General features: G+C 73.5%; 10 protein-coding genes. 2 read left to right on the top strand and 8 right to left on the bottom strand.

Features of this window, described 5'->3' with window-relative positions; translation table 11 throughout:
• Positions 1-194: 194 nt before the first annotated feature.
• Genes H6693_02060 through H6693_02050 form a run of 3 tightly spaced genes read right to left on the bottom strand, consistent with a single transcriptional unit; the run spans position 195 to position 5,770 of the window.
• The gene (locus tag H6693_02060; GenBank protein ID MCB9514958.1) at positions 195-1,493 is read right to left on the bottom strand and encodes an imidazolonepropionase; all 1,299 of its coding nucleotides are present in this window, start codon (positions 1,491-1,493) and stop codon (positions 195-197) included.
• Entirely contained in the window at positions 1,490-3,166 is a 1,677-nt protein-coding gene (hutU, locus tag H6693_02055; protein MCB9514957.1) for a urocanate hydratase, read from the bottom strand. Before hutU ends, H6693_02060 begins: the two co-directional genes overlap by 4 nt.
• 54 nt (positions 3,167-3,220) lie before the next feature.
• The gene (locus H6693_02050; GenBank protein MCB9514956.1) at positions 3,221-5,770 is read right to left on the bottom strand and encodes a DEAD/DEAH box helicase; all 2,550 of its coding nucleotides are present in this window, start codon (positions 5,768-5,770) and stop codon (positions 3,221-3,223) included.
• A 196-nt stretch (positions 5,771-5,966) separates the two neighbouring features.
• Here H6693_02050 and H6693_02045 point away from each other — a divergent pair, with 196 nt between their 5' ends.
• Both H6693_02045 and trxA read left to right on the top strand, forming a co-directional pair.
• Positions 5,967-7,823, top strand: a complete 1,857-nt coding sequence (locus H6693_02045) for a thioredoxin family protein (GenBank protein MCB9514955.1) — start codon at positions 5,967-5,969, stop codon at positions 7,821-7,823.
• 41 nt (positions 7,824-7,864) lie between these two features.
• Positions 7,865-8,188 carry a thioredoxin gene (gene trxA / locus H6693_02040; GenBank protein ID MCB9514954.1) on the top strand — a complete coding sequence of 108 codons (324 nt, stop codon included), beginning with the start codon at positions 7,865-7,867 and terminating at the stop codon, positions 8,186-8,188.
• 72 nt (positions 8,189-8,260) lie between these two features.
• Here the strand turns inward: trxA and H6693_02035 are convergent, their stop codons facing one another.
• From H6693_02035 to H6693_02015, 5 genes are all read right to left on the bottom strand, one after another.
• Positions 8,261-9,415: a hypothetical protein gene (locus tag H6693_02035; GenBank protein ID MCB9514953.1), complete on the bottom strand. Its 1,155-nt coding sequence runs from the start codon at positions 9,413-9,415 to the stop codon at positions 8,261-8,263.
• A 1-nt stretch (position 9,416) separates the two neighbouring features.
• Positions 9,417-12,110, bottom strand: coding sequence for a TonB family protein (locus H6693_02030; protein MCB9514952.1), 2,694 nt, complete (start codon positions 12,108-12,110; stop codon positions 9,417-9,419).
• A 5-nt stretch (positions 12,111-12,115) separates the two neighbouring features.
• Complete coding sequence (locus H6693_02025) at positions 12,116-12,667, bottom strand: energy transducer TonB (protein ID MCB9514951.1); 552 nt, start codon at positions 12,665-12,667, stop codon at positions 12,116-12,118.
• A 294-nt stretch (positions 12,668-12,961) separates the two neighbouring features.
• Positions 12,962-13,429, bottom strand: coding sequence for a biopolymer transporter ExbD (locus H6693_02020; protein ID MCB9514950.1), 468 nt, complete (start codon positions 13,427-13,429; stop codon positions 12,962-12,964).
• A complete protein-coding gene (locus tag H6693_02015) occupies positions 13,426-13,938 on the bottom strand; it encodes a biopolymer transporter ExbD (protein MCB9514949.1) in 513 nt (170 codons plus the stop codon). The genes H6693_02020 and H6693_02015 overlap by 4 nt, the downstream gene beginning before the upstream one ends.
• Between the last annotated feature and the right edge of the window lie 15 nt (positions 13,939-13,953).

Below are 13,953 nucleotides of genomic sequence, written 5' to 3'. Positions count from 1 at the left end.
CCTGCCCTGGAATCAGGGTCTCCGCCGAGTCAGCAAGGGCTATTCCATCGCGGGCGACGCGCCTCAAAGCGGCAAGCTGATGCACTGCAAGGGATTGCGGGCAGGCCTCGGCACCCCCGCCGCCCCCTGGGAAAGGGACGGGGCGCAAGAAAGTGCCCGGTGGATTGCAAAATGGGCAGGCCGTTCGACAGGACTTACGTTCTTGCGAGGGGCCGGTCGCGGCAGGCGTCCTCCGCGAAGTCCACGACCTCGCCGCGGGCGTAGACGCGCTGCGCCGACGCGAAGCCGATGTGATACGGAAGCTCGCGGAGGTCGGCGGCATCGTGAAGGACGAAGTCCGCCCGCTTGCCGGGCTCGAGGCTGCCCGCGCGCTCGCCCTCGCCGCAGGCCCAGGCCGCGTTGAGCGTGGCCGCGCAGAGGGCCTCCGCCGGCGTCAGCCGCAGCGCGCTCGCGGCCAGCGAGACGATCAGCCCCATGGATTCGCAGCAGCTCGAGCCGGGATTGAAATCCGTGGCGAGGGCCAGGGCCACGCCGGCGTCCACGAGCTGGCGCGCGGGCGCGAACTGCGTGCTGGCGAGGCCGAGGCTGGTGGCCGGCAGCATCACGGCCAGCGTGTTCGACGCCGCCAGCGCGGCGATGTCCGCCTCGGCCATCACGATCAGGTGGTCCGCGCTCAGCGCCGACAGCCGCGCCGCGAGGGCGGCGCCGCCGTAGCCGGCGGCGATCTCGTCCGCATGGATCTTGAGGCCGAGGCCCAGGGCGGCCGCCGCCGCCAGGATCCGCTCGCTCTCGGCGAGGGTGAAGACGCTGGGCTCGCAGAAGACGTCCGCGAAGCGCGCGACGCCCTGGGCCGCCACGGCCGGGAGCCAGTCCTCGCAGATCGCGCGCACGTAGGCGTCGCGGTCGGCGCGCCCCTCCGGCGGAATCTCGTGCGCGCCGAGAAAGGTGGGGACCAGGGTGCCCGGAAGTTCCGCGTCGAGGGCGGCGATGAGGCGAAGCGCCCTCAACTCCTGCTCGAGGTCGAGGCCGTAACCGCTTTTCACCTCTATAGTAGTGCTTCCCGAGCGCAGCATGCGGCGCAGGCGGGGCCGGCTGAGCGCCAGCAGGTCCTCGTCGCTGCGGCCGCGGAAGTCGGCCACGCTGGCGTGGATGCCCCCGCCCGCGGCGGCGATGTCCACGTAGGCCGCTCCGCGCACGCGCAGGTCGAACTCGTCGGCCCGGTAGCGCCCGAAGAGGGCGTGCGTGTGGGGATCGACGAAGCCCGGGGTCACCAGGGCGCCGCCCGCGTCCAGCTCCCGGGTGTCGGGACCGGTCGTCACCGCGGCAAGCACTGCCGCCTCGGGCCCCGCCGCCAGAATCCGGTCCCCCGCCACCGCGAGGGCGGCGCCGGCCACGAGGCCGGGGTCGTCCATGGCCCGGCCGCGCCGCGGGCCCGCGGGACCGGCCAGCGTGGCGAGCTGGCCGATGCCCCGGACGATCAGCGTGGCCTTCACAGCGGCCGCGCGGGCTGGACGAGGGGTGTGCGCACGCCGCGCTCTGCGGCCACCTCCAGCGCGCGCGGATAGCCCGCGTCCGCGTGGCGCATCACGCCCGTGCCCGGGTCCCCCGTGAGCACGCGGCTGAGGCGCGCCTCGGCCTCGGGCGTGCCGTCGGCCACGATCACCATGCCCGCGTGGATCGAGTTGCCGATGCCCACCCCGCCCCCGTGGTGGATGGACACCCAGGTGGCGCCGTTCACCGCGTTGAGCAGGGCGTTGAGCAGCGGCCAGTCGGCGACGGCGTCCGAGCCGTCCTGCATCGCCTCGGTCTCGCGGTACGGACTGGCCACCGAACCGCTGTCGAGATGATCGCGCCCGATCACGATCGGCGCGCTCACCTTGCCCTCGGCCACCAGCCGGTTGAAGGCGAGACCCGCCCGCTCGCGCTCCCCGTAGCCGAGCCAGCAGATGCGGCTGGGCAGTCCCTGGAAGTGCACCTTCTCGGACGCCATGCGGATCCAGCGCGCGAGCGCCTCGTCCTCCGGGAACAGCTCCAGGATCGCGGCGTCGGTGGCGGCGATGTCCGCCGGGTCGCCGGACAGCGCCGCCCAGCGGAAGGGCCCCTTGCCTTCGCAGAAGAGCGGACGCACGAAGGCCGGCACGAAGCCGGGGAAGTCGAAGGCGCGCGGTTCGCCGCCCTTCACCGCGCCGCCGCGCAGGTTGTTGCCGTAGTCGAAGGTGACGGCCCCGCGCGACTGCAGCGCCAGCATGGCCCGCACCTGCGCCGCCATGCTGGCGTGCGCGCGGCGGACGTGCTCGTCCGGGTCCTTCGCGCGCAGGTCGGCCGCCGCCGCGAGGCTCAGGCCCGCGGGGACGTAGCCGTTCAGCGGATCGTGGGCGCTGGTCTGATCGGTGACGAGCTCCGGCGTCACGCCGCGCTCCACCAGCGCGGGAAAGACCTCGGCCACGTTGCCGAGCAGGCCCACGCTCAGCGCCTCGCCCCTGGCCTTGGCCGCCGCGCAGCGCGCGAGGGCGTCGTCCAGGTCCTTCGACTTCACGTCGAGGTAGCGGTGCTCGAGGCGGCGGTCGATGCGCTGCTCGTCCACTTCCACCACCAGCGCCACGCCCTCGTTCATGGTGACGGCCAGCGGCTGCGCGCCGCCCATGCCGCCGAGGCCGCCGGTGAGGGTGAGCGTGCCGCGCAGGGTGCCGCCGAAGTGCTGCCGCGCGGCCTCGGCGAGCGTCTCGTAGGTGCCCTGCAGGATGCCCTGGGTGCCGATGTAGATCCACGAGCCGGCGGTCATCTGCCCGTACATCATGAGGCCCTTCTTCTCCAGGGCCCAGAACTGCTCCCAGCTCGCCCAGGCCGGCACGAGCTGGCTGTTGACGATCAGCACGCGCGGCGCGTCCGGGTGCGTGCGGAAGACGGCCACCGGCTTGCCCGACTGCACGAGCAGGGACTCGTCTGCCTCGAGGTCGGTGAGGGCCTGCACGATGGCCGCGAAGCAGTCCCAGTTGCGCGCGGCCTTGCCCGTGCCGCCGTAGACCACCAGGTCCTCGGGCCGCTCGGCCACCTCGGGATCCAGGTTGTTCATCAGCATGCGCAGGGCGGCCTCCTGCAGCCAGCCCTTGCAGTGCAGTGCGCTGCCCCGAGGCGCGCGGACCTGGCCCGGGCTCAACTCCAGCATCGTGTCCCCCTCGTGTCCTGCGGGTCGGTGTCGCGTGTCCCGCGCGCGGCGGCTTCAGGCGCCGGGCCGCGTCGGGCGCGGCCGCGAGACGTACCAGGCGTGGAGTTCATCCTCCAGCGTCGACGGATCGAAACATAGTCGAGTCTCCGCGGGAAGTGAACGCAAAAAGCGCTGGCCGTAGCCCTTGTGGACGAGCCGGCTGTCGAGGAAGATCGCCAGCCCCTCGTCGCTCGCCCCGCGGATCAGCCGCCCGAAGCCCTGCTTGAAGCGCAGCACCGCCTCGGGGACCATGAAGTCCATGAACGGGTCTTCGCCCGCCTCGGCCAGCCGCTCGCAGCGCGCCTCCACCAGCGGCTCGGACGGCACCGCGAAGGGCAGGCGCGTGATGACGAGGATCTTCAGCGCGTCGCCGGGAAAGTCCACGCCCTCCCAGAAGCTGCTCGTGCCGAGCAGCACGGCGCCGCGCCGCGTGCGGAAGCGCTGGGCGAGGGCGTCGCGGCTCTGTCCGCTCTCCTGCACCAGCAGCCGCTCCGGCGACAGGCCGCGCTCGAGCAGTCCGCGCCGGCAGCGCTCGAGCGCGCCGTAGCTGGTGAAGAGCACGAGCGTGTTGAGCGGCTGCGCCGTGGCGAGATGCGCCAGCAGCTCCACGACGGCCTCAACGTGGCCCGGTCGCCCCGGCTCCGGCAGGTAGGTGGGCAGCAGCAGCGTGGCCTGCGCCGCCAGGTCGAAGGGACTCGAGAGCGCGAGCTCGAACGCCGTGCGCCCGCTGTACTCGAGGCCCACCTTGCGCCGGAAGTAGTCGAAGTTGCCCTGCACCGTGAGCGTCGCGCTGGTCATGAGCAGCGCATCGAGCTTCTCGCGGAAGAAGGCGCCCAGTTCGAGCGACACCTCCACCGGGCTCGCCACGAGTTCGCGGACGCCGCCGCGCGCGTCGCCTTCCAGGTAGAAGACGAAGTCCTCGCCCTCGGCGGCGAGCAGGAAGCCCAGCCGCTCGCGCAGCTCGTCGACGCCCGTGGCGATGAGATCCAGCGACTCCAGCTCGCCGCGCAGCTCGGGCTCCTTGCCCGGTGGCGCGGCGACGTCCCGCGCCGCCCCTTGCAGCGCGCGCGCCGCGCGGGCGACGGCGCCCAGCGCCTCGGTCAGCGCACCCGCCTCGCTCGCGAGGTGACGTCCCAGCGCCTGCGCCTCGCGGTAGCGCAGGCGCCCGGTGTCGGCCATGGCCCGGGCCACCGCGCCCTGGGCCGCGAGGCGGTCGAGCAGGGCGCGCAGCGCGGCGCGGGCTTCGGGCAGGGCTTCGAGGAGGCACTCCCGCGCGGCGCCCACGGCCTCGCCGTCGGAGGCCAGTGCCTTCAGCGCCGGCAGCCAGCGCGCGAGCGCGCGCTCGCCCCAGCCGAGCTGCCGATTCTCCGGCGCGATGACGGCCAGCGCACCGTCAAGCACGCGCGCCGACAGGGTGACGCCCAGCGCCCGCGTGGCCACCGCGTCGAGGTGCTGGGCCTCGTCCACGATGAGATGGCGATACTCGCCCAGCACCGCGCCGCCCACGGCCTGGTCGGCCAGCAACAGCGCGTGGTTCACCACCACCAGCTGCGCGCCGCGGGCGCGCTCGCGCGCGCGGGTCACCCAGCAGTTGCTGCGCGCGGCGCAGCGGCTCTCCTCCGCGCTCTGGTTGCGCGCGCGGAGGTCCTCCAGCAGCGCGGGGTCGATCAGCGGGTGCTCGGCAAGCTCCTCCACCAGTCCCTGCGGACTGCGATCGCGCCAGACGAGCAGCGCGGCGGCGGCCAGTCGCTGGCGGGGATCGTCCCCCATCGTCTCGAGGAAGCGCTCGAGCTTGCGGCGGCAGACGTAGTTCTCCCGTCCCACCAGCAGCGCGCAGTTCACCGGGAACCAGTCCGCCTCGGCCAGGCGGGGCAGGTCGCGTCCCAGCAGCTGCTGCTGCAGGTTGCGCGTGTGCGTGGAGACGAGCACGCGCTCGCCGTGCTGCAGCGCGAAGAGCCCGGCGGGGACGAGGTAGGCCAGGCTCTTGCCCGTGCCCGTGGGCGCCTCGACGAGCAGGTCGCCGCCGCTTGCGAGCACCTGCCAGGTGGCGAGGGCCATCTGGCGCTGGCCGTCGCGCAGTTCGAAGGCCTTGCCCATCAAGGTGGCGAGCGCGCCCCCCGGCGCGAAGATGGCCTCCACCTGCGCCTCGCCGCCGCCGGCAAGGGCGCCGGCCGCGGTCGCAGCGCGTCGCGCGGGACGCTTCGCCGCCATCGCGCGCTCGGCCGCCAGGCGGCCCCCCTCGGCGGCGAAGGCGGCCCAGGCCGCGAGGGGCGGTCCGCCGCCCGCCATCAGGCCCTGGATCAGGCCCCAGGTCTCCACGGCGAGAGGTGTCCAGTCGATGGCGGCGATGTCGAGGGCGAGGGCGTCGAGGTCGAGCGCGTCGGCGTCGAGCTCGCCGAAGGCGGCGCCGTCGGGGGCGGGCCGCTCGGGCAGGAAGAGCGCCAGGAAGAGATCCAGCGGCAGGCGGCGCGCGGCGAGGTCCGGCGCGGCCCCGGGGCTCGGATCGAGGGTCCAGGCCGGCGCGTCGGTGGTCGGGGAGAGTCGGATGGCGAGTGCGCTGTTCATCGTCGGCGTGGGGTTGAATCCTCGAACCTGCGGGCGACATCGGAGTATGCCCAAGGGCGCGCGGGGCCACAAGCGCCCTGGGAGACCATTTCAATCCTGTTGCCCGACCCGGCGGCATGCTCTATCTTGGTCCGAAATCCCAGCCACGAGGGGAGTTGCGATGTTCGGGTGGAGTCTGCGCAGAGCGCCACGGAGCGTGAGACTGTGGACGCGGTTGACGCTGGCCCTGCTCCTGGGCGCGCTGGCGTTGCCGGTGTCCGCGGCCGCGCCCGGGCCGGCGGGCGGCGCGCTGGGCGACGGCGGCGGCTTCGGCCCGCCCCCGGTCCCCGTGCGCCTCGAGCTCATGGCCGACCGCGCCGTGGCGGGCGAGACGGTGCCGGTGGTGCTCGTCTACAGCATCCCCGCCGGGACCCACCTCACCGACGCGTTCTTCACCGTCGACTTCACGGCCGAGCCCGCCCTCGCCGTCGAGGAGCCGCGCTATCCGCGCGGCGAGCCCGTGGAGGACGGACAGGTCTACCGCGGCGAGGTGCCCGTGTGGACGCGCGTCACGCTGCCCGCGAGCGGCCCCGTGACGCTGCGCGCCGTCGCCGAGTACCAGATCTGCCAGGAGGGCGAGGTGGAGATGTGCTTCCCGCCCGACGAGGCCACGGCCACGCTGGCGCTCGAGCTCGCCCCCGCCGGCAGCGCCTGGGCGCCGCTGAGCGTGGCGGGCGTCGACCCCAGCGGCGGCGGCCAGGGCGACAGCGCGGCCCCCGCGCTCGGCACCGGCGGCGGCCTCGAAGGCCGCCTCGCGCGCGCCCTGGCCTCGGGCAGCTGGCTGGCGTTCCTGCTGGTCTTCCTCGGCGGCGTGCTCACGAGCTTCACGCCCTGCGTCTACCCGGTGATCCCCATCACCATCAGCTACGTGGGCGGCAGCGCGAAGGGCAACCCGCTGAAGGGTTTCGTGCTGTCGCTGTGGTTCGTGCTGGGCATCGCGATCACCTACTCGGCGCTGGGCCTGCTCGCCGCGGCCACCGGCGCCGCCTTCGGACAGGCCACGCAGAATCCCTGGGTCAACGGCGCCATCGCGCTGCTCGTGGGCGCCATGGGCTTCTCCATGGCGGGCTTCTTCGACATCCAGCTGCCCAGCGGCCTCACCAGCAAGGTCGGCGGCGCGCGCGGCGGCTTTCTCGGCCCCGTGCTCATGGGCTTCGCGACGGGCCTCATCGCCGCGCCCTGCGTGGGGCCGGTGCTCGTCGTGCTGCTCACCTGGGTCGCGCAGACCGGCAGCCTCTTCCTCGGCTTCTGGCTGCTCTTCGTCTTCGCGCTTGGCCTGGGCCTGCTCTTCCTCGTGCTCGGCACCTTCAGCGGCGCGCTGGCCGCGCTGCCCGGCGCCGGCGCCTGGATGGACGGCGTGAAGCACTTCTTCGCGCTCATGCTCTGGGCCCTGGCCCTCTGGTTCCTGCGGGCGCTGGTGCCGGCCTGGATCCTGACCCTCGCCTTCGGCCTCGCCCTCGTGCTGGCGCTGGCCGCCTGGGGCGCCTTCCATCCGCTGCCGGAGAACGCCAGCCACCGCCAGGGTCTCATGAAGGGCGTGCTGCTGCTGCTCTGGATCCTGGGCGCGGTGCTCACCATCGGCGCGGGACTGCGCGGCTTCGCCCCGCAGCTGCTGCCCGCCGGGGGCGGCGGCGCGCCGGGGGTCGCCCTCGCGACGCATCAGGAGCCCGAGTGGGTCTGGGACGCCGAGAACGGCTTCGCCCAGGCCGCCGCCGCGGACACGCCCGTGATGATGGACTTCTGGGCCCAGTGGTGCGCCGCCTGCAAGGAGCTCGACCACAAGACCTACAACCAGGCGCGCATCCTGGAGCTGGCCCGGGGCTTCACGTCCATCAAGATGGACATGACCGAGCGCGACGAGAACAACGCCGCCGTGCAGAAGCGCTACGGCGTGGTGGGCATGCCCACCGTCATCTTCTTCGATTCGGAGGGCCGCGAGCTCGAGCGCTTCGCGGGCTTCAAGAAGGCCGAGGACCTGGCCCCGATCATGGAGCGGGTCCTGGCCGCGCACTGACCGCCCATCGCTCACTGCGAGCGCGCACTGGAGGAGGAACCATGAGCGACGTCCTGCACGTCAACGACGACAACTTCGAGACCGAGGTCACCCAGAGCGACATCCCGGTGCTCGTGGACTTCAGCGCCACCTGGTGCGGTCCCTGCAAGAAGCTCGATCCGATCGTCGAGGAGATCGCCACGGAGTACAAGGGCCGGCTGAAGGTCGCCCACGTGGACGTGGACAAGGCCCAGGGCAGCGCGCGCAAGTTCGGCGTGATGTCCGTCCCCACCGTGCTCTTCATGAAGGACGGCCAGGTGAAGGGCACGCAGATCGGCCTCGCGCCGAAGGAAAAGATGGTGGAGAAGATCGGCGCGCTGCTCTAGCCCGATCGTTCGCACGTCGACGCCCCGCCCGCCCAGCACGGCGCGCGGGGCGTTCGCGTGCTCGGCCGAGGCTCAGGGGTCCACGAAACGCAGCGTGCCCTCGAAGACCGTCAACCCCGGCGCGAACTGGTAGAACTCCCAGTCGGGGCGGCCGTCGCGCAGGCAGGTGATCAGCCGGTAGTCGACGCTCTCGCCCGCGCGCGGCAGCAGGCGCGCGCTCTCGTCCAGGGCCCACATCTCCGTCTCGTCCCCCGCGTCGTTGCGCAGCAGGGCGTAGTCGTCCGACGGCGAATCCAGGTTCAGGTAGTACCAGCGGAAGCTGGTCGCCTCGCGCTGCGGCGACCCGTCCAGGGCCGAGCTGTAGGACTCGCGGATCGGCGGCAGGACCGCGTAGTAGGTCCAGTCGGCGTGCCGCGGGATCTCCGTGACCGGGCCGTCCGCGGCGAGCGGGTAGTGCTGCGTCACGCCGGCGTAGGACGCGTGGTCGGCCCAGGACACGTCCGGGTGCGCGATGGCGAGCACCTCGTAGGCGTCGGCCTGGGGATTCGTGTTCGCGTTCTCGCTGCCCAGGCGCGCGCTGTGGCGCACGGTGACGGTGCGGGTGACGTCCACGTCCAGCTCGCAGTGGATCGACGCGCGCAGGAGCACGCGGCAGGCGAAGCGATCGGCGATGGCGAGGACCGTCGCCTGCGTGGCCGGGTCCTGGGTCGCCAGATCCTCGGGGGTCACGGTGGCGAGCAGGGACTCCACCAGGGCCTTGTCGGGCAGCTCGTCGGGGCCCAGCGGCAGCAGCTGACGGATCAGCGCGACCGTGGCCGGATCGGAGACCGGGTCGTCGATCGCGCTGGAGACGAGCAGCGCGGAGTCCGGCAGCGCCAGCCAGAACTCCTGCGCGAAGAGGCCGTTGCCCAGGGCGGTCGGCGGCGCTGGATCCAGCGGCAGCAGCACCCGCTCCACGTAGTCCGGGGCGAACTCGCCGGCGTTGTAGTCCAGCGCGAGGCGCCAGCTCAGCGTGCAGTCGTCAGGGAAGGGCGTGTAGTAGCGGAGCGTCACCCGGACGGAGTCGCCGGGCGCGGCCTCCGGAGGCTCGACCGCGATGGCGATCGGGCGGGTCTTGTCCTCGCGGCCCAGGTGCATCTCCAGGTCGAAGAAGTCCTGGCTGCAGGCGGGCAGCAGCGCCGCGAGCAGGAGCGCCGCGAGGACGCGAGGGCGCCGTCGGATCTTCATCCTAGAACTCCACCCGGCAGCCGAGCGCGGGCAGGATGATCCACCCGTAGTCCCGCCGCTCGGAGAAGTCGTAGTTGTAGTCATAGCCTTCGGGGCTGTTGTAGAGGAAGTAGCCGAGGTTCTGCACGTCCAGGTAGAGCTGCCAGATCGACGAGCCGCGCACGAAGCGCTTGTCCACTCGCATGTCGCAGCGGACGTAGGGGCTGCGCCGATCGCTGAGATAGTCGCCCAGCACCTGCTGGTAGTCGCCGGTGTCGGCGTCGAACTCGAACTGCTGGCTGTCGTAGTTGAGCAGCGGCGTGACCGGGTTGCCGCTCACGACCTGCAGGCGCAGGCCCAGCGACCAGGTGGGCGTCACGCGCCACGAGCCCAGGGCCTCCAGGTGATGCGTCTGATCCAGCGCGTAGAGCACCCAGCGGTCGGGGTCCCAGGGCCCGGCCGTGCTCGGCAGCCCCGAGGTGTCGGGTTCCTGGGTGACGTTCGCCGGCCGCACGGGCGTCTTCCGCTCGCTGCGCGAGAGGGTGTAGCTCAGCCAGCCGAAGAAGCGCCCGCCGCTCTCGCGCCGCAGCGTGAGCTCGAGGCCCCCCATCCGCGCCTCGGCGCTGGGACGGTAGCCGTCCACCGACTCCTCCACGGCCACCGGGATCCGGCGCTGCGTGTTGTAGTAGAGCTGCGTCTCCAGGCGCAGCTGGGGCGAGATCCGCCACTCCTCCCCCAGCACCGCGTGCCGGCCCAGCGTGGGCGGCAGGGAGGCGCCGCCGTCCACCAGCTGGAGCGAGCTGCCCGTCGGCTGCGGCTGGGACGGCTGGTTGTAGCTGCCCAGGGCGGCGTTCAGCGCGTGCCGCGCGCCGAGCCGCCAGCGCGCGTTCATGCGGAGGCTCGTCTCGGTGGCGTCGCTCTGCCAGTAGTCGTCCACGCGCACGGACGGGCGCAGCAGCAGCGACTCCGTGGGACGCCACTCCACCGACAGGTAGGCGCCCAGGTCGGAGCTGTCGCGATTCTGGAGCGCCGCGGGCCAGTCCTGCGCGCGCACCGCGTAGTGCACCGGGGCGTAGTTGAGGTCCAGGCCCAGCGTGGCGTCGACCCGCGAGTGAACGGCGGCCGTGAGCTCGTCGCGCAGCTGCCAGTTGGGCCCGTGCAGGTCGAAGTCGAAGTAGCCGAAGACGTGCCCCCGCTGCTGCGAGCGCCCGTAGGAGGCGCGGAGCATGTTGTCGAAGCGCTCGCCCAGCGGGCGGTCGTAGCCCAGGATGAAGCGGCTGAAGCTGGCGTCGATGGCGATGGCGTTCGTGGCCGCGTTCACGCTGGGGTCGCCCTGGTCCGCGCTCGGCACCAGCAGGTCCATGCGGTCGCGGGCCGCGAAGGCGGTGACGAAGAAGCGCTCCTCGGGCCGGCGCGTGAAGTCGTAGCGCGCCACCAGGTCCCAGTAGTAGGGCGACAGGGTCATCTGGTAGTCGTTGCTGCCCGACAGGACGGCGCGCAGCACCTCGCCCACGAAGCTGCGGCGCCCGGTGAGCAGCAGGCTGCTCCGCTCGCCGAGCGGCCCTTCGGCGTGGAAGGACGCGTCCAGCAGTCCCGCGTCCACGATGCGCCGCCAGTGGTCGCGGCGGCCGGGCCGGCCCCGCAGCTCCACCACGCCGCCCACGCAGCCCCCGTAGCTCGCGCCGTAGCCGCCCGGGTAGAGGTCCACGCTGCCCAGGGCCAGGCTGTTGTAGGTGGACTTGACGCCGCCGTAGTGGAAGAGCAGGGGGATGTCCACGCCGTCGAGGAAGAAGCGCGTGTCGTAGCTGCCGCTGCCGCGCACCGTCACCGAGCCGGGGTCCGCGAGCACGGGACGCGCCACGCCCGGCATGGACTGCACGCTGCGCACGGCGTCGCCGCCGAAGCCGGGGAGCGTCTCCACCTCCACGGCGGTCAGACGCTGCCGCGACACCTCGCGATCCCGGTCGTGCCCCTCCACCACCAGCTCGTAGGCCGCCACGCTGCTGCGGGCGAGGGCGAAGTCGCGCGAGAGCGCGCCGTCGACGGGCACGCTCACCCGCGTGTCCAGCTCACGGAAGCCGCCCCGCCGCACGACCACCCGCAGCAGGCCCGGCGGGATGGCGCTGAAGCGGAAGGCGCCCGTGGAGTCGGAGTAGGCCACCAGGCTGTCGCCGCCGCCGAACTGGCCGGGCAGGCTCGCGAGGCGCTCCATGACGATGGGCCAGGGCAGGGCCATCACGCTGTCCATGACGGCGGCCGGGAAGTGCAGCACCACGGTGGCGTCCACCAGGGGACGGCCGCTGCCGCGCTCCAGCACGCGCCCCCGCAGCTTCGTGACCGGCGCGATCTTGCGGGCTTCGTCGCGCAGCGAGAACGCGTAGCTGTAGAGCAGGCGGACGGGGACGGCCTCGCCCGCCACGCGCGCGGGCGTGAAGCGGAAACGCGCGGCGGCCGACGACGCGGCGGCGTCGAGCGAGGGCTCGAGCGGCTCGACCACCGTCACCGAGTCCACCTCGCCCCCGGCGTTCACCAGCAGCTCGAGCAGCACGTCGCCCTCGATGCCCGCGCGGAGCGCCGCGCGCGGGTACTCGGCCGGCGCGAAGTGGACGAGCTCGGGCAGCACGTCGGGCTCGGCGCCCTCCTGCGCGAGCGCGGCGGCGGGCGCGAGCGCGGAGAGCGCCAGCGCGAGGGACAGCCAGGCCATGAGCGCGCGCATCCCCGTCACCCCGCGAACTCGAAGCGAATCTTGTAGAGGATCCACACGGCGACGGGCTCGCCCTGCCGCAGCGCGGGCTCGAAGCGGAAGCGTCCGCAGGCCTCGGCCGCCAGCCGGGCCGAGTCGAAGCCGAAGTCGTCGAGCACGTCCACCTGCTCCACCTCGCCGCGCACGTTCACCAGGAGCCGCGCGTTGACCACGCCGCTCGCCCGCGCGTCGACCATGGCCTGCGTGTAGACCGGCCGCTCGACGTAGAGCGGCAGCGGCGCGCGATCCACGCCGCTGAGCGGAACGGCGTTCGCGACGAGATCCTCGGGCCGCGCCACGAGGCTGTCCATGGGGCCGCCGGTGCTGTTGCCCGGCTTGGCGGTGAGGAAGGCGCCGCCGGTGTCGTCCCCCAGCGCGCGGCCGTAGATCTTGCGCACGCCGTAGACCTTGCGCGGCGGCGCGGCGCTCGCGGCGCCCTCGGCAGCGGCGGCGGGCGCGGCGCTGGACGCGGGCGGCGTCTCGCGGCTGGGCGCGGCGGCGGGCAGCGTGACGGGCACGCTGCGCGGCACGGCCGCCGCCGGCGACTCGCGCGCGCGCAGGCTGCGCGGGCGCCGGCGGACGCGGCAGGTGCACGGCCGGGACCACCTGGAAGCGCGCCGGCGTCACCGGCACGGCGGTGCGCGGCGGACCCGGCGGCGCGGCGGCGCGCAGCCCCGCGCCCGCCACCAGCGCCAGCAGGACGCAGGCGGCGAGGAAGGCCAGGAAGCGGCCATCGCGGCCGCGGCGCGGCGGCGCCACCGCATAGCTGGCCAGCAGGCGTTCCCGCCGCTCGGCGCGCGCGTCGTTCTGTGCCGGCGCGTCGCTCACGGCGTCTCCTGTTCGGCCAGCAGGGCGAAGTCGCGGATGCCCGCCGCGGCGCAGGTGCGCAGCACGCGCTTGATGACGGCGAAGTCGAGATCGCGGTCGCACTGCAGGGTGACGCCCTGCGTGTCGCCCGCGCCCTCCAGCGCCGCGAGCAGCGTCGGCAGCACCAGCGAGTCGGCCGCCACGGCCTCTGCCACCGGCAGCACCGGCACGCCCTCCACGCTGATCTGCCTCAACGTGACCTCCACCGACAGGGCCGGCGCCAGCCGCGATGGGCTGCTCGACGTGGGCAGCTGCATGTCCGAGGCCCTCGACGCGAGGTCGCCCTGCACGCTGAGGTTCACGAGCAGGAACACGACGAGGATGGTCATCATGTCCACCAGCGACGTCAGCGGCGGACTCCCCGCGCTGCGCGGCGCGCCCTTGCGCGCGTCCTTGGGCAGGATGCTCTTCGACGGCTCGCTCATCGCGGGGACGCCTCCGGCGTGACGAGCGTCGGCAGGGGCTCGGCGAGGCCGTCGGCGAGGCTCACCTCGTCGAAGCCGACGCCGCGGCAGCGGTCCAGGCAGGCCACCAGCGACGCGCAGCGGACGCCGTCCTCCGCCGCCACCACGACCCGGTTGCCCGCCAGGCCCTGCGAGCGCAGCGCCACCAGGGCGCTGTCCAGCGCCGCGAAGCTGGTGGCGCCCTGGCCCGCTCCGGGCAGGCGGCCCAGTTCCTCGTCCCCCTTGGCCAGCAGGACGCCCTCCGCCCCCAGCGCCACGAGCAGCGGCGGGCTGGTGTCGGTGGCCGTGGCCGACGCCTCGGCCGCCGAGAGACGGAACACCTGCACGGCGAAGTGCGAGAAGGCCGCCATGCTCACCAGGAAGGGAATGAGGATGGTGAACATGCTGAGCACGGGGGTGACGTTGACGTCCGCCCCGCCGACCGCGGCCGTCGGCCGGCGCGCGCCCAGGCCGCGCGTGCGCTGGGTCATGGCGTGCTCCTTCTC

This window comes from Candidatus Latescibacterota bacterium (assembly GCA_020633725.1).
GTDB lineage: Bacteria > Krumholzibacteriota > Krumholzibacteriia > JACNKJ01 > JACNKJ01 > VGXI01.
This window is presented reverse-complemented; position numbering and strand designations above follow the sequence as displayed.

What these genes read in the sequence shown, in the direction of transcription:
- hutU (MCB9514957.1), bottom strand. Translation starts at nt 3,166, where the DNA reads ATGCTGGAGTTGAGCCCGGGCCAGGTCCGCGCGCCTCGGGGCAGCGCA.
- H6693_02050 (MCB9514956.1), bottom strand. Translation starts at nt 5,770, where the DNA reads ATGAACAGCGCACTCGCCATCCGACTCTCCCCGACCACCGACGCGCCG.
- trxA (MCB9514954.1), top strand. Translation starts at nt 7,865, where the DNA reads ATGAGCGACGTCCTGCACGTCAACGACGACAACTTCGAGACCGAGGTC.
- H6693_02035 (MCB9514953.1), bottom strand. Translation starts at nt 9,415, where the DNA reads ATGAAGATCCGACGGCGCCCTCGCGTCCTCGCGGCGCTCCTGCTCGCG.
- H6693_02030 (MCB9514952.1), bottom strand. Translation starts at nt 12,110, where the DNA reads ATGCGCGCGCTCATGGCCTGGCTGTCCCTCGCGCTGGCGCTCTCCGCG.
- H6693_02020 (MCB9514950.1), bottom strand. Translation starts at nt 13,429, where the DNA reads ATGAGCGAGCCGTCGAAGAGCATCCTGCCCAAGGACGCGCGCAAGGGC.
- H6693_02015 (MCB9514949.1), bottom strand. Translation starts at nt 13,938, where the DNA reads ATGACCCAGCGCACGCGCGGCCTGGGCGCGCGCCGGCCGACGGCCGCG.